This window comes from Glycomyces mayteni (assembly GCF_042428885.1).
Taxonomy (GTDB): Bacteria; Actinomycetota; Actinomycetes; order Mycobacteriales; family Micromonosporaceae; genus Glycomyces; species Glycomyces mayteni.
The window spans coordinates 1,027,853-1,047,808 of the sequence record NZ_JBHMBP010000004.1 but is presented as its reverse complement, the minus strand read 5'-3'; the positions used below and the strand labels follow the sequence as shown (position 1 = coordinate 1,047,808).

Sequence of the window (19,956 nt, the reverse complement as noted above, 5' to 3'; positions counted from 1 at the left end):
AGAATGGGGGGTACCGCCCGCCCCTCGCTCCCCGGAGGCACCAATGCAGCCCTTGGCTCCCGGCGATCCCGAACGGATCGGTCCCTACCGGACCATCGCCGAACTCGGCCGCGGCGCCATGGGCCGCGTGTTCCTCGCCAGCGCGCCCGACGGCCGCCCCGTGGCCGTCAAGCTCATCGCGGCCGCGCTCATCCAGGACGAGGAGTTCCGGGCCAGGTTCCGGCGCGAAGTGGACGCGTCGAAGCAGGTCGCGGGCGCGTACACCGCCTCGGTGCTCGACGCCGGGCCCGACGACCCGGTCCCGTGGCTCGCCTCCGAGTTCCTCCTGGGCCCCAACCTGAAGGACGTCGTCGAGGCCTCCGGGCCGCTGCCCGAGGCCGCCGTGGTGCGCCTCGCCGCGGGGCTCGCGTCGGCGCTGGCGGCGATCCACAAGGCCGGGATGGTCCACCGGGACCTCAAGCCCGCGAACGTGATCCTGGCCGCCGACGGCCCGCGGGTGATCGACTTCGGGATCGCGCGCGCCGCGGACGGCGTCACGGACACGAACCTGACGAAGACCGGGGGCGTGATCGGCACGCCGGGGTTCATGTCGCCCGAGCAGGCCGAGTCCGGCACGGTCTCGGCCGCCTCGGACGTGTTCTCCCTCGGCTCGGTCCTGGTGCTCGCCGCGACCGGCGCGAGCCCGTTCACCGGGGCCTCGACCCTGGAGACGCTGAACAACGTGGTCCGGTCGCAGCCGGACCTGTCGGTGCTCTCGCCGCGCGTGCGCGCGATCGTGGAGCGCTGCCTCATCCGCCTCCCCGGCGCGCGCCCCACGCCCGCGGAGCTGATGTCGCTCATCGGCCCTGTGGCGCCCTCTACGCGCCCCTGGCCCGACGCGGTGAACGCACTGGCCGAGCGCCAGCGCTGGGAGCTGTCGAGCCTCCTGGGGGACTCGGGGGTGCCCTCGACGCTGGTGGACACCGCGGCCCCGACGGGCCCGCCGCCGGCCCCGAGCGCGCCGGCGTCGGTCTTCGACGGCTCCTCCGCGCCCCCCGCCGCCGCCTACCCGGGCGCGGTGCCCGGCGGGGAGCCCCCGGCCCCCAGCTCCGCGTTCCCGATGTCCGCGCCTCCCGCCTCGCCCGTGACGTCGGTGCCGTACGCGCAGCCGGGGTCCTACTCGGCGCCCCCGCAGTCCCCGGCTCCGGGCTACGCGCCGGGCCAGGTCTCGCCCGGCCAGTACCCGTCGATGCAGCAGCCGACCATGCAGTACACGGCCCCGCAGCAGCAGGCCGGGCAGTACACGGCGCCGCAGTACCCGGGCCAGCCGCCGGTCTACGGGGCGCCGCCGCCGTTCGGGCAGCAGCCGAAGTCGAACGGGACCGCCATCGGGGTCACCGTGATCGCCGCCATCCTCGCGATCGCGCTCATCGGGGGCCTGGTGTGGTTCCTCAACGGCGACGGCGACGACCCGGGCGACGACCCGACCGAGGCGGTCTCCCAGAACGACCCGGACGACCCCGACACCTCCGAGCCCGACGACCCGGACACGTCCGAGCCGGACGAGGACCCGACCACGGCCTCCTCGGGCCAGTGGACCGAGGTCTACTCGGACTACACCGTCTCGCTGACCACGACCTTCGACTCGGCCTCGACCTGCCAGTACATGGCGGTCGACTTCGACGACATCACCACGAACGGCTCGATCTGGACCGAGTACATGACCTCCGACGCGCCCGCGTACTACACGGACCTGGTGCTCAACCCGTGCGACATCGACTACTCGACGAACACGGGCCAGACCAGCTACCTGACCACGCCGTCGGGGATCTCCGGGACGTTCTTCGACGCCGCGGTCACCGCCGACCAGTGCTGGGCCGAGATCGACGGGTCGAACCCGGCGCTGTCGTGGACGATCGACCCGTGGGACCCGGCCGCGGCCCCGCTGACGGAGGGCATGAGCCTGTGCCTGTACACCGACAAGGCCCAGATCGTGGTCGCCGACGTCACCTCCGTGACGCCGGAGGACTCCTCGACCTGGATGAAGGTGGAGTTCACCGCGGCGGTGTACGCGATGTCCTAGTCCGCGGTCTGGCTTTTTCAAGCACGACCGTGCTATTTTGAGGACGTGCGGAAAGGCGAACTCACCAGGCAGGCCATCCTCGACGTCGCGGTCCGGATGGCCAGGTACTCGGGGCTGTCCGGGCTGACCATCGGGTCGCTCGCGGCCGCCGCCGACATGTCCAAGTCCGGTGTGTACGCCCACTTCAAGTCCAAAGAGGCCCTCCAGCTCGCGTGCATGGCGCGCAACAGCGAGCAGTTCAGCGAGGAGGTCTTCCGGCCCGCGCTGGCGAAGCCGCGCGGGACGACCCGGCTCCAGGCCGTGGTCGAGCACTGGATGGCCTGGTACGCACGACCGGGCGGCTGCCTGTTCCTGGCCGCCGCCGCCGAGTTCGACGACCTGCCCGGCCCCCTGCACGACCGCATGGTGGCCGAGCAGCGCCTGATGCTCGACTCGCTCGCCCGCATCGCGTCCACGGCGGTCGCCGAGGGCGAGCTCGCCGAAGACACCGACGTCTTCCAGGTCGCGCAGGAGGTCTTCGGCATCCTGCTGTCCTACAACTGGATGAGCCGCATCCTGTCCTATCCCGACGCCGCCGACCGCGCTTGGGCGGCGTTCCACCGGCTGATCGACAGTCACAGATTCTGACCAGGAAGGCCACGCACCCATGGCGTCCACGACCCAGAGTTCCGGCTCGTCAAATAAAAGCACGACCGTTCGTGCTCCTTGGTATATCCGCTCCGCCTTCACGGCCGCCGAGCGCGTCGCGCCCGGCCCGGCCGCGAAGTTCCTGTGCGAGATGTGGTTCCGGCTCCCCGCGGGCCCCGACAAGCGCCTGCGCGGCCCGGCCCCCGCGGGGGCCTCGGTGTTCGAGCTCGAATGCCTCGGCACCACCGTGTGGGGGTACGACTGGGGCGAGGGCCCCCTCGTCTACCTCGTGCACGGCTGGGGCGGCTCGACCGGCGACTTCAAGTTCATCGCCGCGAACCTCGTCGCCGCGGGCTTCCGCGTGGTCGCCTTCGACGCGCCCAGCCACGGCAACTCCGGGGCGGGCCCGTGGGGCGACCGGCACGCCAACGGCATGCACCTGGTCGACGCGATGTCCACCGTCCACGAGAAGTTCGGCACCCCCCACGGGGTCGTGGGCCACTCCATGGGCTGCCTCAGCGCCGTCCACGGGATGCTCGCGGGCGGCGAGGACCTCGCCGATGTCCGCCTGGCGATGCTCGCCCCGTTCATCGGCGGCAAGGAGGGCTTCCGCGACACGATCGGCGCGATCGTCCCGGTCGGCCCGCGCATCATGGACCGCCTGGCGCCCCTGGGCGAGGCCAAGGCGGGCGTGAAGCTCGACGACTTCTCCCTGCGCGGCGTCGACGTGCCGTCCCCGGCGCTCATCGTCCACGACCGCCGCGACCGCCCCAACCCGTTCCGCCACGGCGAGGCCGTAGCCGCCGCCTGGCCGAACGCCGAGCTCATGGCCACCGAGGGCCTCGGCCACCGCAAGATCCTCGCGAACCCGGCCGTCTCCAGCGCCGTGACGCAGTTCATGCGGGGCTAGGGGCGCGACAAGGGCCGGGTCCGATCGGACCCGGCCCTTTCACGTTGCGGCGCTTAGCCTTCGTAGTGGATCGTCAGGCGCGTCCACGCCCCGATGTTGATGTAGGTGCCGTCCCCGACCGGGAACTCCACGTTCGGCGCCAGCGGCTCGTCGGAGCCGTTGAGGAACGTGCCGTTCGAGGAGCCGACGTCCATGATCGTCCACGAGCCGTCGGGCTTGGCGTAGAGCCGCGCGTGCTGCGCGCTCACGCCCGGGTCCGCGACGTCGCCCGACAGGTCGATGTCCGGGGTGATGCCCCGCTTGGCGCTGTAGCGGCCGATCCCCAGCTCGCCCTTGTCGAGCGGGAAGCGGCGCGGCTTCGCGAACGACGGGTACTGGAGCTGCGAGGCCCCGTCCGAGGCCGCGACCTTGTTGAAGTAGCCCTGGTCCGCGGTGACGGCGACGCCCCAGCGGGTGGCCGCCTGCGACGGTGCGTAGTTCGACGCGAGGTCCGCGGGCTGCGAGTCGGGCATCGAGAACCCGCCGGTGCCCGTCGAGGGCGGCGCGGAGGTCGGGGCGCCGAACGGCGCGGCCGGCACGCCCGGAGGCGGCCCGGGGGGCGCCGAGGTCGGCGCGTACGACTGCTGCCCGTACGGGTCCTGCCCGTACCCGCCGGGCTGCTGCCCGTACGGGTCCTGCTGCGGCTGGCCGTACGGGTCCTGGGGCTGCGACGGCTGCCCGTAAGGGTCCTGCTGGCCGTACCCGCCCGGCTGCTGGCCGTACGGGTCCTGCTGCTGGGGCTGGCCGTACGGGTCCTGCCCGTAGCCGCCGGGCTGCTGCTGGCCGTAGGGGTCCTGCTGCTGCGGCTGGCCGTACGGGTCCTGCCCGTAGCCACCAGGCTGCTGCTGCCCGTACGGGTCCTGCTGGCCGTACCCGCCGCCCTGGGGCTGCGACTGCCCGTAGGGGTCTTGTCCGTAGCCGCCGGGCTGCTGCTGGCCGTAGGGGTCCTGCTGCTGCGGCTGGCCGTAGGGGTCCTGCCCGTACCCGCCCGGCTGCTGCTGTTGCTGCCCGTAAGGGTCCTGCGCGTACGGGTCGTTCGACGGGTAGCCCTGTCCGAACGCCGCAGGGGACTGCGGAGGCTGGCCTTGCTGCCACGCCGGGTTGGGGGTCCCGCACTGCTCGCAGAACTGTGCCTGCGGGAACGCCCCGCACGCGCACTGGTACCCGCCCGGCTGTGGGGCACCGCCGTAGGTCGGCTGGTAGGTCAAGGTCGTCCCCCTCCAAGCATTTGGGTGTACTCGGCCTCGCTGACGACACCGAGCAGCGGGGCGGCCCCGTTCTCCCCGACCGGCGAGCCCTGGTCAGCGCGCTCGCGCGCGCGTTCGTCGACCTGGGCCGAACCGGGGGATTCGAGTTCCACCACCGCGACACTGATGTTGTCATGCCCGCCGTTAGCGAGCGCTTGTCGTGTCAACGCTACCGCCTTCTCGCCAACACTGCCGTCCGGCAGTGGCAGAAGGTCGTGATCGTCATTGAAATAACGCGACAGACCATCGCTGCACACTACGACATGCCCGCCGCCCAGATCCACGCGGAGGAGGTTCGGGTTCAGCGTCGGCGCGTCCGCGCCGAGCCACGCCAGCAGGGCTTTCGCGTACGGATTCTTGTACCGCTCATCGGACGGGTCCACGCCCTGGTACTCCAGGCGCGCCTGGATCGTGTCGTCCACCGTGAGGCACCGCGCCTCCTTCTCCCCGGCCCAGTACGCCCGCGAGTCCCCGACCCAGCACAGCACCGCCTGGTTCCCCTCGACCACCGCCGACACGTACGTCGACGACGGCGGCGAGTTCGGGTACTGCTTGCCGACCGCGGCCACCGCCGAGTGGGCCGCGCCCACCCCGCGCCGCGACGCGTCCTCCGCCGACAGGCCCTCGGCCAGCGCCGAGCGGATCTCCGTCACCGCCGCTTCCACCCCTGCGAGTGACGCCCGCTCGGAGTCGGAGGCGCCCGAGACGCCGTCGCACACCACCGTGATCTTCCGGCCGTCCTCGGCCAGGGCGATCGCGATCGAGTCCTGGTTGTAGTGGTGGCGCTTCCCGACGTCCGTCGCCGCGCCGATCCCCGGCATCTCGAACGTCAGGTGGTCGTCGGAGCCGCCCGGATGCTCCGGGTTCTCCTCGACCGCCGCCGACGAGCGCCACGGGACGGCCTCGGCGGGGACCTCGAACTCCTCCAGGTCGCCGCCGCAGTCCTCGCAGAAGCGTCCGAGGTCTGCCGGGAGACCGCAAGCGGTGCAACGCTTCGCGGCGCCCATGGTCGGTGAGGGCTGCATAGGGCTCCTTCGCTACAGCATCGTGCGGGGGCGGTGGCGGTTGGCCAGGTCGAAGTAGTACACCTGGTCCTCCCTGCGGGTGCAGGCGTGGGCGAGGTCCCGGTAGGCCCGCTCCAGCGCCAGGCGCATCTCGCGCTCCTCGGGGCGCGCCCCGAAGACCGGCGGCTCCGCGGCCGGACCGGTGCGCTGCACCGTCTCCAGCGCCAGGTGCAGAATCCGCGTCGACACCAGGTGCCGGCGCCGCGGTTCGAGCTTCAGCTCGTCCAGGCGACCGGCCATGTGGTGCAGGTCCAGCAGCGACGGCGGCGCGGTGCGCGAGTGCAGCGCCGTCTGGATCGCCGCGGTCTGCGCGATCCCGTACTGCGCCGAGGTCTTCGGGACCTGGTGCAGCGTCGTGATCGCGTCCGTCGAGTTCCCTTCGAGGTCCAGCAGGCGCGCCCGGCCGTACGCGGCCGACACGAACCGGTGGTCGCACGCCCAGATCCGCGTGTAGTGCGGCAGCGCCAGGTCGGCGCGGCCCGCGAGCTCCGCGCACGCCGCCAGCGCCAGGCGCGGCGACAGCTCCCCGGGCAGGTGCGAGTAGACCGCGTCGAAATGCGCCGCCGCCGTCGCGAAGTCCGCGGCCAGCAGCGAGATGATCCCCCGCAGCCACGTCACCTGCCACGTGTTCCCCTCGCGCTGCGCGAACTGGTCGAGCACCGCCGCGGCCTGGTGCAGCTCGCCCGCGTTCACGAGCGTGCGCACCCGCCGCAGCTGCACCTCCGGGCTCTGCTGCGGCGCCGAGTTCAACTCCGTGAGGATGCCGTTCACGTCCGTGGCCTGCTGCGTCGCCAGGAACGCGGCCATCGGGTCCGCGAGGTCCACCATCGGCGTCGGCAGCGCGTGCGCCACCTCGAACGGGTCCCCGATCTTGTGGACGTCGTACTCCACGTCGGGCTCCCCGAACACCGACTGCTCGCCGGAGAACAGCGTCGAGGGCTCCGAGCGCGGCTCCCCGCGCTGGATCGACTGCACCTCGTGGAGCACCCCGCGCACCTGCGTGCGCATGTCGTCCGCGTCCTGGAAGCGCGAGCGCGGCTCGATGTGCGTCGCGCGCATCAGGAGCCGGTGGAACGACCCGTACTCCGCGAACTGCGGCGCCTCCGACGCCGGCGGCAGGTGGTCCCGGTACGTCGTCGTGAAGCCCTTGAAGTCCAGCGCCAGCACGGCCATCGACCGGCCGATCGTGTACAGGTCCGAGGTCACCGACGGGCCCACCGAGAGGATCTCGTCGTTCGGCACCGAGTACCCGGGCGTCCCGTAGATCGCCGACTCCATGTCCTCGACGTGCCGCACGGCCCCGAGGTCGATGAGCTTGAGCCACGTCTCCACGTGGATCACGTTGTCGGGCTTGAAGTCGCAGAACAGCAGGCCCCGGTCGTGCAGGTAGCTGAACGCGGGCAGCAGCTCCGCGGTGTACGTGAGCACCTGCTCCAGCGGCAGGGGCTTCCGCTCGCCCTCCGCGTCGCTCGCGTCCCTGATGTCCCGCAGGGACTTCCCCGCGATGTACTCCATCACGATGTACGACTGGAGCTGCCCCGAGCGCGGGTCCGCGGCCGTCACGAAGTCGTGGATGTCCACCACGTTCGGGTGGTCGATCCCGACCAGGAACCGCCGCTCGTTGATCGCCGCCTCGATCGCGTCCTCGTCCGAGGTGTTGATCAGGCCCTTGATGACGACCCACCGCTGCGTCAGGTCGTCAGCGAAGTTCCGGTCGTTCGCCAGGTAGATCCAGCCGAGCCCGCCGTGCGCGATCGCGCCCAGCACCTCGTACCGGTCCGACAGCAGGTCCCCGGGCGCCAGCGCCGGCGTGAACCAGTACCGCGCGCGGCAGTACGGGCAGAAGCCCTCGACGCGGCCCGCGCGGCCCGCCTGCGGGCGCCCCACCGGTTTCCCGCACGAGGAGCAGAACCGCTTGTGCTCCGACACCTGCGGCGATGCCATGACCGCCTCGGCCGGGTCGCGCGGCGGCACCGGCGGCATGTCCGACAGGCCCCCGCGCTGGCGCGTGCTCGACGTCGTCGAGCGCGTCACCGGCCCGGTGATCGGCTGCGGCAGCGGCGCGGCCGGGGCCCGGTACGGCGCGGGCGGCGGGGAGGCGACCGCGTTCGCGGGCACCACCTGCTGCGACTGCGCCACCTGCGCTTGCGCCGCGTGCGCCTGCGGCGGCCCCACGGGGGCCGTCAGGCTCGGCGGCGACAGTGCGGCCGTCCCCGGCCCGGGCGGCCCGGGGGGCGCGAAGCCCGGCTGCGGCGGCACCGCCGGAGGCGTGGACATGCGCCTGCGGACCGCGAGCGTGTCGCTCTCCTCGGTCGGCGGCTGCTGGTACTGGCCCGCCATGTACCGCTGGGTGTGCTCGGGCGGCGGCTGCTGGTCGCTCATCGGCTCCCCTACTAGTCCCGGTACTGCGTGGTCAGCGCGGCCGGGCCCGTCGCGAGCGGGCCGGCCAGCCACGTGTCGTACGAGTCCTGCCAGCGCCCGTCCGCGATCATGTCCGCGAGCGCCCCGTTCACGAACCGCGCGAGGTCGGTGTCGCCCTTCTGGAACGCGATCCCGTAGTGCTCCTCGGAGAACGCGTCCCCCACGACCTGGAGCGTCGGGTCCTGCACGGCCATCCCCGCGAGGATCGTGTCGTCGATCGCGACCCCGTCCACGGTGCCCTGCTGGAGCAGCACCAGGCAGTCGTTGAAGTCCGGGACCGTGACCGGCTGGACCTCGGGGTTCACCGCCGCGATGTTCCCCACGGACGTGGAGCTCGCGCCGGTGCACACCTGCTGTTCGGCGGTCATCTCGGCGAGGCCGGCGATCCCGGAGTCCTTGGCGACCAGGAGGCGCTGGCCCGCGTGGTAGTACTCGGTGGAGAACTCGACGTTCTCCCACCGCTCGCAGGTGATCGACATGGTCCGCACGACCATGTCGACGCGGCCGTCGGCGAGGGCCTGCTCGCGGTCGGCGGAGTTCATGGGCACCCAGCGGACCTTCGTCGCGTCGCCCATGACGGCCTGGACCATCGCCTCGGCGATGTCGATGTCGAACCCGGCGAGGTCGTTGGTCTCGGGGTCGCGGTAGCCCATGAGGTTCGTGGACTGGCTGATGCCGATGCTGATCTGCTCGGGGTTCTCCAGCAGCGCCCGCGCCTGCTCCGCGGTGACCGCCCCGGGGGAGTAGGACGAGAGCGGGTCGCAGCTGACGTCGGCGTCCGCGGGGCTGGCCTCGGGGGCGAAGTCGATGCCGTCGGGCAGCGGCGTCGGCACGTCCACGGTTGGCGGCTCCATGCTCGCGGGGCCGGAGCACGCGGCGAGGGCGAGGCACGCGACCGCCGCGAACGCGGCGAGCGATCTTCCGGTTCGGTTCATGCGTAGTACTCCGCCACTCGGACTTGGATGCCGACGGCCGCGCAGATGAGCGCCGCCAGGGACAGGGCCGCGAGGCCCGCGGCGGCGCCCGAGAGCGTCCGCTGCGCGTCGAGGGTCGCGTCGACGAACCGGTCGGCGCTGGTCTCGGTGGCCTCGGTCAGGGCCGCGTTGAGGCCGTTGAAGGAGGTCTGGAGGCTCGCCTCGTCGTCGCCGACGGCGAGCGCCACGGCCTCGGTGTAGCTGCCCTCCTGGGCGAGCTTGACGACCTCGCCGTGCCCGTTGCTCCACGCGGTAGCCGCGTCGCGCGCGGCGTCCACCTTCGCGCCGAGCCCGGGGTCGTCGGCGAAGGCCGCGTCGAGCTGGTCGAACAGGCCGCCGTCGGCGGTCAGCTCCTCGATGTGCTCCGCGTACCGGGATGCGGCGTCGTCGTCCTCGCCGCGGGCGATGAGCAGGAGCGACTCCTCGGCGCGGGCCTGCTGGGCCGCGATCTCGGCCTGCGCGAGCAGTTCGAGCGGCCCGGAGCCCTCCTCGTGGGACCGGTTCGTGTGGCCCGCGGACGCCAGCGACGCCATCGCCAGCCACCCGGCGAACACCACGAGCAGGACCGTGGCGCCCACGAGCCCGAGGTTGAACGTGCGGTTCGTCTTGCGGGTGAGCCACAGCTGCGCCCAGAACAGCGTCCCGAGCGCGAGGACCACGAGCGCGGCCGCGGCCCACGGGAACGCCGCGGCGCCGTCGCGGGACTCGGTGAGCTGCGCGAGCGCGTTCTCCTGGAGCGTGTGCGCCGACGGGAGCATCTCCTGGCGCATGAGCGTGGAGGCCTGCTCCTGGTAGGTCGCGCCGACCGGCTCGCCGAGCCGGTTGAACGTGCGGGCGGTCTCGACCAGGCCCGTGTACACCGGCAGGCGGGCGTTGAGCTGGGCCACCAGCTCCACGTCCTCGGCGGTCTTCACCTCGCCCGCGGCGGTCGCGAGCGCGACCGTGGCGTCGCGCAGCGCGGTCCGGTACGTCTCGTTCATGTCCTCCGACGGGGTGCCCGCCGTCAGGTACGAGGACGCCGCGGTCGCGTCGGCCTGCGAGAGCGCCTGGTAGAGCTGGAGCGCGGCCACCGAGAGGCGGCCGGACTGGCTGGTGGTCTCCTCGATGACCGCGGACTTCGCGAGGATCGAGGTCATGCCGGTGACCCCCGCGCCGAGGATCAGGACGGCGAGGACCGCGAGGACGCCCCGCAGCTGGCCGGGCGTCTGCCGCAGCGCGGCCGCGACCCGGTCGGTCCAGCGGCCGGGGGCCGCGCCGGGGGCCGGCGGGCCCGCGGCAGGCGGCGCCTGGGTCGGGGCTGGAGGGGACTGGACGGCCAAAACTGCTGCACCTCAACTCGAAGACGACTGTCGGGACTGCGCCTCGCGCACGCAACCGTGACTGGAGTGTCGGGGGACTCCCACATGGTATCGGCAAGCGGCAACGCCCGCGGGCTGCCGCCCTGTCGCGGACCCTGCCGGTACGGTAGGGCCCGTGCAGCACCCGAACGGCCCGGCCCCGAACGCCGCCAACGAGTCCGATGAGGACGACGCGCGCTGGATGCGCCGCGCCTGCGAGCTGGCATTGCGCTGCCCGCCCTCGGCGACCGCGTTCAGCGTCGGCGCCGTCCTCGTCAAGGACGGGCGCGTCGTCGGCGAGGGCTGGTCGCGCGCCGAGGACCCCCGCGACCACGCCGAGGAGGTCGCCCTGCGCCATGCCGGGGCCGCCGCCCGCGGCGCGGTCGCCTACTCGTCCATGGAGCCGTGCGCCCGCCGCGCCTCCCGGCCCGCGCCCTGCGCGCACCTCCTCGCCGACGCCGGGGTCGCCCGCACCGCGTACGCCATGCCCGAGCCGCTCACCTTCGTGGCCGCGCCCGGCGGAGACGCCTTCCTGCGGGAGCACGGGGTGGTCGTGACCGTGATGCCCGAATTCGCGGCGGCGGCCGCGGAGCCGAACGCGCACCTCCTATAACCTGGGACCCATGAGGCCACTCATCGACGCAGTCGAGGCCGCCGCCTGGACCGACGCGGTCCGCATCGACGTCCGGTGGACGCTCGGCGGCGACTCCAAGGAAGCCGAGTACGCCGCGGGGCACCTGCCCGGGGCCGTCTGGCTCGACTTCGACCGGGACGTCTGCGGCCCGGTCGGTCCAGTGGGCGGACGCCATCCGCTGCCCGATCCCGAAGCGCTCCAAGGGGTCCTGCGCGCAGCAGGAATCGACGACGGCACCCCCGTGCTCGTCTACGACGGCGGCGACGGCATGTCCGCCGCCCGCACCTGGTGGACGCTCCGCTGGGCCGGGATCGAGGACGTCCGCGTCCTCACCGGCGGCCTCGCCGCCTGGACCGAGGCCGGGCTCCCCCTGGAGACCCAGGTCCCGCAGCGCCCCGCTGGCAACGTGACCGTGCGCCCCGGCGGCCTCCCCGTGCTCGACGCCGACGGCGCCGCCGCCTGGGCCGCCGACCACAGCCTCGTGGACGTGCGCAGCCCCGAGCGGTACCGCGGCGAGTTCGAGCCCGTGGACCCCGTCGCCGGGCACGTCCCCGGCGCGGTCAACCTGTTCCTCGGCGAGGACGACCTGGGCGACGTGGACCGCATCCGCGCCCGCTACGAGTCCGTCCCCGAGCCCGCGTTCTACTGCGGCTCCGGGGTCGGCGCCGCGCGCAGCGCGCTCGCCGTCACCGCCGCGGGCCTGCCGACGCCGCCGGTGTACATCGGATCCTGGAGCGACTGGGCCGCGCGCGGCCGCGAGATCGCCCGCGGGGAGGAATCATGAAGCGACTCCTGATCGCCGCCCCGGCGGCCCTGCTCCTCGCCCTCGCCGCGTGCAGCGACGAGACCCCCGAGGACGAGGGCCCGCTCGACACCGCCGCCAACGAGGAGTCCGCGTCCGCCGAGGACACCGAGCCCGTGGAGCTCGACCTCGCCGACGCCGCGGGCGCCTGCCCGTTCATCGACTCCGCGCTCCTCAACTCCACCACCGGCGAGGACTTCCGCTTCGCCTCCGGCGGGCCCGGCGAGGACGCCGGGGAGGACGCGCCCGCGCAGCTCACCTGCGCCGTCCAGACCGGCGAGGCCGCCTACCCGGACCTGACGCTGTTCATCATCGGCACCGAGGCCTCCGTGGACGTCTACGAGGAGGAGCTGGCCGACGGCACCTCCGAGGTCACCGGCCTCGGCGAGGCCGCGTACTGGGTCGTCCACACCGAGGACACCGGCGCCGGCCCGGCCCTGGAGATGGGCTGGTACGACGGCGGCACCATCTTCGAGATGCGCTACACCACGCCCGTGGACACCGACCCGGCCGCGGTCGAGGGCCTCGTGGACGGCTTCGCGCAGCTCGCCGTCGGCATCTCCACTGCCCAGGCCGAAGCCGCCGGGTGACCGCAGCATGAGGAACGGCCGCCGGACTCATGTCCGGCGGCCGTTCCGTTCCCCCGCACACGCGAGCGCCCTCCCTGCCGGGGGTGCAAGGAGGGCGCTCAGGTGCGGAGTGCAGTTCGGGGGGTTTCAGGCGTTCGGCTCCGGGAGCGGAGCTACCGCGCAGTTGAAACCGTTTCCAACGCTTTGGCCAGCCTACGCCCCGGTAGTCCCGTGGTCAAGACTCAGTCAGGCGCTTGAAAGACACGGCAGTGCCCGTGAAACGGCTTGCGCCGCAACGAATTCGGACTAAACGACAGGAACGGCGAAGATCTTCGCGGCGTCGTCCACCGACAGGCGCAGCATCCGCGTCCCGGAGGTCACCGCGACCTCGCCGTCCTGGCGGTCCACCGCGATCTCCGCGCCCGGGTCCACGCCCGCCTCGTGCAGCGCGTTCAGCAGGTCCGGGTGGGTCTGCGCCGACTCGCACAGGCGCGTCACGCGCACCTTCGCGCCGGAGGAGACCACGCTCAAGGGCCGCTCGTCGGCCTCGCGCGCATCCGAGGGCGCGTCGGCGTCCAGCTCGCCCAGGCCGGGGATCGTGTTGCCGTACGGGGACCTCGTGGGGTGCTTGAGCAGCTCGTACACGCGCTTCTCGACGGTGTCGCTCATGACGTGCTCCCACTTGCACGCCTCGTCGTGCGCCTCGGTGTAGGACATCCCGATGACGTCGACCAGGAGCCGCTCGGCGAGCCGGTGCTTGCGCATCACCGCGACCGCCTGACGGCGGCCCTCCTCGGTGAGCTCCAGGTGCCGGTCGCTCTTCACGTTCAGCAGGCCGTGGCGCTGCATCCGGCCGACGGTCTGCGAGACCGTCGGACCGCTCTGCTCCAGCCGCTCGGCGATCCGGGCGCGCAGCGCAGGGACGCCCTCCTCCTCCAGTTCGAGGATCGTGCGCAGGTACATCTCGGTGGTGTCGACGAGGTCCGTGGTCACAGCTTCGTTCCTTCACTCTGTCCGCCCGCAGGGCACCGGGCGGGGTGGGTCAAGTAGCCGCCAGACCCCCTGTCTGCACCAATGATGACTCCGTCTCGCCGTGTTCGCCACATCGGCTCGACTTCCTCCGGTGCGACGTATGCCCCATCGAAGCGGACCAGCCCGGCCCGGGAAGCTACATTCATTGCACCCACGCGATCGGCATGATCATGATAGCCGCAACGGGTGCAGTGGAAGACCTCCCGATGCCGGTTGTCGCCGCAGGTGTGCCCGCAGTCCTGACGCGGGCACTTCTGAGAGGTATAGGCGGGGTTGACTGCCTTCACTTCACGACCGGCCCATGCTGCCTTGTACGCGAGGAAGTTCAGGAACTGCCGCCATCCGGCATCGAGGATCTTCCGGTTCAGCGCGGTCTTCGCGGCCGCGCCGTTGCTGAGGTGCCCGCCGGGCCGATCGGGGTCGGCTCGCGGTTCGACGCGTCGGGTCATGCCCCGGACGTTGAGCGCTTCGACGGCGATCGCGTCGAATCGGCGGACCAGGTCGAGCGCGGTCTTGTGCGCGAAGTCCGCTCGCTGGCGCGCGACCTTCCGGTGCAGGTCCGCGACTTTCTCCGAAGCGAGCCGGTGCTTCCTGGTCCGTTTCGAGTACGGGGTCTTCGCAGGAAAGGCGGCGAGTGCCCGCCGCGCATCGGCGATCTTCGCCGCCGACGCCTCAAGGTGCTTCGGATTCGGCACGTGCTCGCCGGTCGAGATCGTTGCGAAACGGGTGATGCCGAGATCGAGGCCGATCGCCCTGCCGGTCTTCGGCAGCGGCGCGGGCACTGCCGCTTCGCAGGCGAGCACGACGAACCAGCGACGGCCTTCGCGCTTGACGGTGATCGTCTTGATCCGGCCTTCCAGCGGCCGGTGCCGGTGCACCCGGACGTGCCCGACTCCAAGGAGGCGGACCCTCGTCACCGGGTCGTCGGGATTCGGATCCCATCCGCACCCGTTGCCGTGCTGCGGCCAGGTCACCGAGTCGAACCGCCGAGCGGACCGAAAGCGGGGGTGCCCGGGTTTCCCACCGGTTCTGCAACGGCGAAAGTATGCGGCGTAGGCGTGGTCCAGCCTTCGGAGCGTGGCCTGCTGGGAGGCGGCGGCCCACCGGCCATGGCCCTCCGGGTCGTCCCGCCGGACGTCCTTGAGCTGGCCGCACTGGTCGAAGTATCCGATCCGGTCCCTGCGCTTCGACCAAGCGGTCCGTCGCTCTTCCAATGCGGCGTTGTAGAGCTCGCAATGGTCCAGGAACATCGCCTCAAGTGCACGCTGCTGCTTGACTGTCGGTCGCAGCGGATACTTGAAGGCTCGAATCACGCCCCAACCGTATGAGCGGGGTGCGACAAGAACAGGTCTGCGATCGCAGAGGCGTGAGGCGCCTCACGCCACATAGTCGGCGAGCCGTCCCGCGTAGTCGGGCTGGCGGAGGCGGTGCAGCGCGTTCTTCTCGATCTGGCGGACCCGCTCGCGGGAGAGGCCGAAGTCGGCGGAGACCTCTTCGAGGGTGCGCTGGCGCCCGTCGTCGATACCGAAACGCAGGCGCAGGACGGTTTGTTCCCGTTCGGGCAGTGACGCGAGGACGTTCGCGATGTGGCGGCGCAGCAGGGCGTAGGAGACGGCGTCGTCGCCGGCGTTCTCGCGGGGGAGGTGCGCGACCAGGTCGCCGAGGGCCGTCGAGTCGTCCTCGCCGACGGTCTGGTCGAGGCTCACCGGCTCGCGGTCGTAGGACATGAGCTCAAGGACCTTGCCCGGGGTCGTGTCGAGCTCGCGGGCGATCTCCTCGTAGCGGGGCTCGCGGCCCAGCTCGGCCATGAGGTCCTGGCGCACCCGGTTCATCCGCTTGATCTGGTCCACCGTGTGGGCGGGGACGCGGATCGTGCGGGACTGGTCGGTGACGGCCCGGTTGATGGCCTGGCGGATCCACCACGTGGCGTACGTGGAGAACTTGTAGCCCTTCTGGTAGTCGAACTTCTCGACCGCGCGGATCAGGCCCAGGTTCCCCTCCTGGATGAGGTCCAGCAGGCTCATCCCGGCGCCGGAGTAGCGCTTGGCGACGGACACGACCAGGCGCAGGTTCGACTCCAGCATCCGCTGCTTGGCGGCGCGGCCGTCGGCGGCGACGCGGGCCAGGTCGGAGCGGCGGTCGGGGTCGGTGGTCTCGCAGATGCGGCACTCGGCCATGAGGCCGGCCTCGATGGCCTTGGCGCACTCGACCTCCTCGGAGGCGGTGAGCAGGCGGTGTTTGCCGATGCCGTTGAGATAGGCGCGCACGGGGTCGCCGGAGTACTCGGTCGCGCGCTGCGCCGGTCGCTGGGCCGGTCGCTGACGGATGCTGTCGACAGGTGCCATCGGTTTCGCCTTTCGCTGCAATCCCCCCGTGCGGGAGGGGCCCCGCACCGCGCCCGGCGGGCACCGGGCTCGGGTTTACCAGCTTGCAGCGGATTTCTCGCTTTGCGATCCCCCGGCTCGAAGGGTGGCACGAACCCGGGAGACACGATCAGATATTCGGCTTCGGGGCCTGCCAGCGATACCTGATGGCCACCATCCGTACAACGAAGATCGTCGCGATGGCGATCATCATGAGCGTCCAGTGGCCGATCTGCGACTCCCACCGGGCGCCCACGGCGACGATGATCGCGCCGATCACCGCGGCCATCGCGTAGAAGTCCTCGCGCAGGACCGCGGGGATCTCCTGGACGAGGACGTCGCGCAGGATGCCGCCGCCGATACCGGAGAGTACTCCGACGATGCAAGCCGCGTAGACCGCGAAGCCGTAGTCCAGGCCCTTCAGGGTCCCGACCACGGTGAACAGCGCGAGCCCGGCCGCGTCGAGGACCAGCATGGTGGGGCGCATGCGCGAGAGCGCGGGGTGGAACCGGAACACCACGAGGGACGCGAGGACCGCCACGAGCGGGTAGCGCCAGTCGGTGAGCACGAGGGGCTTGGCGTCGATGAGGATGTCGCGGACGGCGCCGCCGCCGAGCGCGCACAGCGTGCCGATGACGACGACGCCGAACAGGTCCAGGCGCTTGCCGACCGCGGCGCTCGCGCCGGAGGCGGCGAACACCGCGGTGCCGATCAGCTCCGCGACGAGGCTCATGCTCGTCGGCTCGAATCCAGGGATGGCCACACGAGCGTTATAGCAGCTTGGCCCGCGTCACACAGGCACTCGGGAGGAAGGTGAGAGGCGCGCTGCGCGCTACTTCCGCATCTTCTCGTAGATGTCCTTGCACTGCGGGCAGATCGGGAACCGGTCGGGGTCGCGCGTGGGGACCCACATCTTGCCGCACAGGGCCTTCACCGGGACGCCGTCGACCATCGCGGCCATGAGCTTGTCCTTCGGGACGTAGTGCGAGAAGCGCTCCTCGTCGCCGTCCTCGTAGGTGTAGTTCGGCTGGGTCTGGGTCTGCTCTTCGAGCAGGGTCGAACCGCCGCCGTCCAGACCGCCGGTGCCGGTCTCGGGAAGTCCGCTCACGTTCGCTCACTCCTCATCGCGCGGGCAATATCCCTCAATATTGCCACGCGGTGGTCTGGACACGGAAACGATCACCGGCCGGGTCGCCGCGCCGCGGGGCGCTACTCCGCATCGATCATGGGCCGGTCGGGCGCCGGGAGCGTCTGGGCCCGCCGCTGCCGGTGGAAGAACCGGCCGGGGCGCTTGACGACCCGGTCGTTCGCCAGGAGCACCGCCAGCCACGGGAGCACCGCCATGCCCGCGACGCCGAACAGCAGCCACAGCCACAGGTACGGCGCGTCGGCCATGACGAGGACGCCGAGCAGGATCACCAGGAACCCGCGGATCGACATCATCACGATGTAGCGGATGGTCCGGTACCGGCGCTCCTCCTCCAGGGAGATGGCCGCATCGGTGATGACCGCTGTCTTCTCGCGCCGACCCATGCCGTGCCTCCTCGTCCGCCCGCCCACCCTGCTTCGAGCGTACGCCTGCGCCATAGGGGAGGATCGGGGGCATGAGAGCAGTCGTCCAGACCGTCGCCGAAGCCGAAGTCACCGTCGAGGGAGCCAGCGTCGGCGCGATCGGGGAGGGCCTCCTGGTGCTCCTGGGCGTCACCCACACGGATGGAGACGCCGAGGCGCGCTGGATCGCCGAGAAGATCTGGAGCCTGCGCATCCGCGAGGGCGAGCGGTCCGCCTCCGACGACGGCGCGCCGGTCCTGCTGGTCAGCCAGTTCACGCTCTACGCCGACACGCGCAAGGGCCGCAGGCCCTCTTGGAACGCCGCGGCCCCCGGCCCGGTCGCCGAACCCCTGGTCGAGGCCGTCGCCGCGCACCTGCGGGCGCTCGGGGCGCACGTCGAGACCGGGAAGTTCGGCGCCATGATGCGCGTCTCCAGTGTCAACGTCGGCCCCAACACCATCCTCCTGGAGCGCTGAACGTGACCCGTCCCTCGGCCTAGAATCATCCGGGTCCGTCGTCCACCGGAAGGAGCCCGCATGATCCCGGCCGCCCCACCCGAGTCGCTTCCGTCGCTTCGGGTCTGGCAGCGCAAGGCGATGGTGTCGTACCACCGGGGTCAGTCGCGCGACTTCCTCGCCGTCGCCACCCCCGGCGCCGGGAAGACCACGTTCGCCCTGCGCATCGCCTACGACCTGCTCGCCGACGGCACCGTCGACACGGTGACCGTCGTCTGCCCCACCGAGCACCTGAAGGTCCAGTGGTCCGGCGCGGCCGCCCGCTTCGGCATCCAGCTCGACCCGGCGTTCCGCAACTCGGCCGTCCACAGTGCCGCCGACTACCACGGCGTGGTCCTCACCTACGCGCAGATCGGCGCGGACCCGGCGGTGCACCGGCGCCGCACGCTCGCCCGCCGCACCCTCGTCATCCTCGACGAGATCCACCACGCCGGCGACGCCCGCTCGTGGGGCGACGGCGTCAAGACCGCGTTCGAGGAGGCCGAGCGGCGCCTGGCGCTCACCGGCACCCCGTTCCGCTCGGACGACAACCCGATCCCGTTCGTGGACTACGAGGAGTACGACGACGGCGCGAAGCGCTCGCGCGCGGACTCCCTCTACGGCTACCGGGACGCGCTCGCCGACGGCGTGGTCCGCCCCGTCATGTTCATGGCCTACTCGGGGCAGGCGAAGTGGCGCACGAGTGCGGGCGACGAGCTCGCCGTGCGCCTGGGGGAGCCGCTGACGAAGGACCTCACCAGCCAGGCGTGGCGCACCGCGCTCGACCCGGAGGGGGAGTGGATCTCGCAGGTCATCCGGGCCGCGGACCGGCGGCTGACGTCGCTGCGCGCCGCGGGCATCCCGGACGCCGGGGGCCTCATCATCGCCTCGGACCAGAACTCGGCGCGCGCGTATGCGGGCATCCTGAAGCGGGTCACCGGCAAGAGCGCGGCGATCGTGCTCTCGGACGACGCGGGCTCCTCGGAGAAGATCGCGAAGTTCGCAGTGTCCGAACAGGAGTGGCTGGTGGCGGTGCGCATGGTGTCGGAGGGCGTGGACATCCCGCGCCTGGCGGTCGGCGTCTACGCGACGAACGCGCACACCCCGCTGTACTTCGCGCAGGCGATCGGCCGCTTCGTGCGGTCACGCCGCCCGGGGGAGACCGCGTCGGTGTTTCTGCCGAGCGTGGTGCCGCTCTTGACGCTCGCGGAGAACCTGGAGCAGGACCGCGACCACGTGATCAAGCCGAAGTCGGAGCACCAGGACCCGGAGCTGCTGCTGGAGCAGGCGCAGCGGGTCCTCAACGAGGGCACCGAACTCGGCGGGCAGCGCGAGACCCTGGAGTCGAGCGCGGAGCTCGACCAGGTGATCTTCGACGGCGGCTCGTTCGGTCTGCCGGTGCAGTCGGGGAGCCACGAGGAGCAGGAGTACCTGGGCCTGCCGGGGCTGCTGACGCCCGAGCAGATCCACCTGCTGCTCCAGAAGCGCCAGCGCGAGCAGATGTCGAAGCAGAAGGGCGGCGGGGCCCGCACGGAGGTCGCGGAGCGCCAGACCGCGGAGCCGCCGATGACGAACGCGCAGCGGCGCCTGAAGCTGCGCAAGCAGTTGAACGCCCTGGTGGGCGCGCGCTCGTTCTCCACGAACGAGCCGCACGGGAAGATCCACGCGACGCTGCGCTCGAAGTGCGGCGGGCCGCCGAGCGCGCAGGCGACGATCGAGCAGCTGGAGGAGCGGATCGCGGAGATCCGATCGTGGTGAGTTCGCGGATGTAAGTCCCGGGGACGACGCAGGGCCCGAGCGGAGATCCGCTCGGGCCCTTGAAGTCTTTGT

The 19,956-nt window shown here is 71.9% G+C and carries 19 protein-coding genes; 8 read left to right on the top strand and 11 right to left on the bottom strand.

Going from position 1 to position 19,956, the window contains the following annotated elements; all coding sequences use genetic code 11:
* The first annotated feature begins 43 nt into the window (after positions 1–43).
* The 3 genes from ACFFXY_RS20135 to ACFFXY_RS20125 are packed head-to-tail and all read left to right on the top strand — an operon-like array spanning position 44 to position 3,599.
* Entirely contained in the window at positions 44–2,062 is a 2,019-nt protein-coding gene (locus tag ACFFXY_RS20135) for a serine/threonine protein kinase (protein WP_382354685.1), read from the top strand.
* A gap of 45 nt (positions 2,063–2,107) precedes the next feature.
* Positions 2,108–2,689, top strand: coding sequence for a TetR/AcrR family transcriptional regulator (locus ACFFXY_RS20130; protein WP_382354682.1), 582 nt, complete (start codon positions 2,108–2,110; stop codon positions 2,687–2,689).
* Positions 2,690–2,708: 19 nt separating this feature from the next.
* Complete coding sequence (locus ACFFXY_RS20125; RefSeq protein ID WP_382354679.1) at positions 2,709–3,599, top strand: alpha/beta fold hydrolase; 891 nt, start codon at positions 2,709–2,711, stop codon at positions 3,597–3,599.
* 53 nt (positions 3,600–3,652) lie between these two features.
* Here ACFFXY_RS20125 and ACFFXY_RS20120 read toward each other — a convergent pair whose 3' ends face one another.
* Genes ACFFXY_RS20120 through ACFFXY_RS20100 form a run of 5 tightly spaced genes read right to left on the bottom strand, consistent with a single transcriptional unit; the run spans position 3,653 to position 10,663 of the window.
* A complete protein-coding gene (locus tag ACFFXY_RS20120) occupies positions 3,653–4,846 on the bottom strand; it encodes an FHA domain-containing protein (RefSeq protein WP_382354677.1) in 1,194 nt (397 codons plus the stop codon).
* Positions 4,843–5,910, bottom strand: a complete 1,068-nt coding sequence (locus ACFFXY_RS20115; protein ID WP_382354674.1) for a PP2C family protein-serine/threonine phosphatase — start codon at positions 5,908–5,910, stop codon at positions 4,843–4,845. The genes ACFFXY_RS20120 and ACFFXY_RS20115 overlap by 4 nt, the downstream gene beginning before the upstream one ends.
* A 12-nt stretch (positions 5,911–5,922) precedes the next feature.
* On the bottom strand, positions 5,923–8,331 hold the full coding sequence (locus ACFFXY_RS20110; RefSeq protein WP_382354671.1) for a serine/threonine-protein kinase: 2,409 nt from the start codon (positions 8,329–8,331) through the stop codon (positions 5,923–5,925).
* A gap of 11 nt (positions 8,332–8,342) precedes the next feature.
* Positions 8,343–9,305, bottom strand: coding sequence for a glutamate ABC transporter substrate-binding protein (locus ACFFXY_RS20105; RefSeq protein ID WP_382354668.1), 963 nt, complete (start codon positions 9,303–9,305; stop codon positions 8,343–8,345).
* Entirely contained in the window at positions 9,302–10,663 is a 1,362-nt protein-coding gene (locus ACFFXY_RS20100) for a GlnX family signal transduction membrane protein (protein ID WP_382354665.1), read from the bottom strand. The genes ACFFXY_RS20105 and ACFFXY_RS20100 overlap by 4 nt, the downstream gene beginning before the upstream one ends.
* A 154-nt stretch (positions 10,664–10,817) precedes the next feature.
* Between ACFFXY_RS20100 and ACFFXY_RS20095 the strand changes: the two genes are divergently transcribed.
* From ACFFXY_RS20095 to ACFFXY_RS20085, 3 genes are read left to right on the top strand one after another with little or no spacing between them, the layout of a single operon-like run.
* Positions 10,818–11,294 (top strand): deaminase, encoded by a 477-nt coding sequence (locus ACFFXY_RS20095; protein ID WP_382354662.1) that lies wholly within the window; start codon positions 10,818–10,820, stop codon positions 11,292–11,294.
* A 10-nt stretch (positions 11,295–11,304) separates the two neighbouring features.
* Positions 11,305–12,099, top strand: coding sequence for a sulfurtransferase (locus ACFFXY_RS20090; RefSeq protein ID WP_382354659.1), 795 nt, complete (start codon positions 11,305–11,307; stop codon positions 12,097–12,099).
* A complete protein-coding gene (locus ACFFXY_RS20085; RefSeq protein ID WP_382354656.1) occupies positions 12,096–12,707 on the top strand; it encodes a hypothetical protein in 612 nt (203 codons plus the stop codon). Before ACFFXY_RS20090 ends, ACFFXY_RS20085 begins: the two co-directional genes overlap by 4 nt.
* Positions 12,708–12,992: 285 nt before the next feature.
* On the opposite strand, the gene ACFFXY_RS20080 is transcribed toward ACFFXY_RS20085, so the two are convergent.
* The 6 genes from ACFFXY_RS20080 to ACFFXY_RS20055 all read right to left on the bottom strand — a co-directional run bounded on the left by ACFFXY_RS20080 (position 12,993) and on the right by ACFFXY_RS20055 (position 17,614).
* Positions 12,993–13,679 (bottom strand): metal-dependent transcriptional regulator, encoded by a 687-nt coding sequence (locus ACFFXY_RS20080; RefSeq protein ID WP_382354653.1) that lies wholly within the window; start codon positions 13,677–13,679, stop codon positions 12,993–12,995.
* Positions 13,676–15,031: an RNA-guided endonuclease InsQ/TnpB family protein gene (locus tag ACFFXY_RS20075; protein ID WP_382354650.1), complete on the bottom strand. Its 1,356-nt coding sequence runs from the start codon at positions 15,029–15,031 to the stop codon at positions 13,676–13,678. The genes ACFFXY_RS20080 and ACFFXY_RS20075 overlap by 4 nt, the downstream gene beginning before the upstream one ends.
* A 63-nt stretch (positions 15,032–15,094) precedes the next feature.
* Positions 15,095–16,063: a sigma-70 family RNA polymerase sigma factor gene (locus tag ACFFXY_RS20070; RefSeq protein WP_359947855.1), complete on the bottom strand. Its 969-nt coding sequence runs from the start codon at positions 16,061–16,063 to the stop codon at positions 15,095–15,097.
* 148 nt (positions 16,064–16,211) lie between these two features.
* Positions 16,212–16,844, bottom strand: coding sequence for a trimeric intracellular cation channel family protein (locus tag ACFFXY_RS20065; RefSeq protein ID WP_382354646.1), 633 nt, complete (start codon positions 16,842–16,844; stop codon positions 16,212–16,214).
* 69 nt (positions 16,845–16,913) lie between these two features.
* On the bottom strand, positions 16,914–17,156 hold the full coding sequence (locus ACFFXY_RS20060; RefSeq protein WP_382355541.1) for a DUF3039 domain-containing protein: 243 nt from the start codon (positions 17,154–17,156) through the stop codon (positions 16,914–16,916).
* Positions 17,157–17,290: 134 nt separating this feature from the next.
* Complete coding sequence (locus ACFFXY_RS20055; protein ID WP_382354643.1) at positions 17,291–17,614, bottom strand: DUF3099 domain-containing protein; 324 nt, start codon at positions 17,612–17,614, stop codon at positions 17,291–17,293.
* A 71-nt stretch (positions 17,615–17,685) separates the two neighbouring features.
* On the opposite strand from ACFFXY_RS20055, the gene dtd reads away from it, so the two are divergent.
* On the top strand, positions 17,686–18,108 hold the full coding sequence (dtd, locus tag ACFFXY_RS20050; protein WP_382354640.1) for a D-aminoacyl-tRNA deacylase: 423 nt from the start codon (positions 17,686–17,688) through the stop codon (positions 18,106–18,108).
* Between the two features lie 60 nt (positions 18,109–18,168).
* Positions 18,169–19,884, top strand: coding sequence for a DEAD/DEAH box helicase (locus ACFFXY_RS20045; protein WP_382354637.1), 1,716 nt, complete (start codon positions 18,169–18,171; stop codon positions 19,882–19,884).
* Positions 19,885–19,956 lie beyond the last annotated feature (72 nt).

Bases quoted from the DNA above. Each gene is read 5' to 3' on its own strand.
- ACFFXY_RS20135 (WP_382354685.1), top strand. From the start codon at position 44: ATGCAGCCCTTGGCTCCCGGCGATCCCGAACGGATCGGTCCCTACCGG.
- ACFFXY_RS20125 (WP_382354679.1), top strand. From the start codon at position 2,709: ATGGCGTCCACGACCCAGAGTTCCGGCTCGTCAAATAAAAGCACGACC.
- ACFFXY_RS20115 (WP_382354674.1), bottom strand. From the start codon at position 5,910: ATGCAGCCCTCACCGACCATGGGCGCCGCGAAGCGTTGCACCGCTTGC.
- ACFFXY_RS20110 (WP_382354671.1), bottom strand. From the start codon at position 8,331: ATGAGCGACCAGCAGCCGCCGCCCGAGCACACCCAGCGGTACATGGCG.
- ACFFXY_RS20105 (WP_382354668.1), bottom strand. From the start codon at position 9,305: ATGAACCGAACCGGAAGATCGCTCGCCGCGTTCGCGGCGGTCGCGTGC.
- ACFFXY_RS20090 (WP_382354659.1), top strand. From the start codon at position 11,305: ATGAGGCCACTCATCGACGCAGTCGAGGCCGCCGCCTGGACCGACGCG.
- ACFFXY_RS20085 (WP_382354656.1), top strand. From the start codon at position 12,096: ATGAAGCGACTCCTGATCGCCGCCCCGGCGGCCCTGCTCCTCGCCCTC.
- ACFFXY_RS20070 (WP_359947855.1), bottom strand. From the start codon at position 16,063: ATGGCACCTGTCGACAGCATCCGTCAGCGACCGGCCCAGCGACCGGCG.
- ACFFXY_RS20055 (WP_382354643.1), bottom strand. From the start codon at position 17,614: ATGGGTCGGCGCGAGAAGACAGCGGTCATCACCGATGCGGCCATCTCC.
- dtd (WP_382354640.1), top strand. From the start codon at position 17,686: ATGAGAGCAGTCGTCCAGACCGTCGCCGAAGCCGAAGTCACCGTCGAG.
- ACFFXY_RS20045 (WP_382354637.1), top strand. From the start codon at position 18,169: ATGATCCCGGCCGCCCCACCCGAGTCGCTTCCGTCGCTTCGGGTCTGG.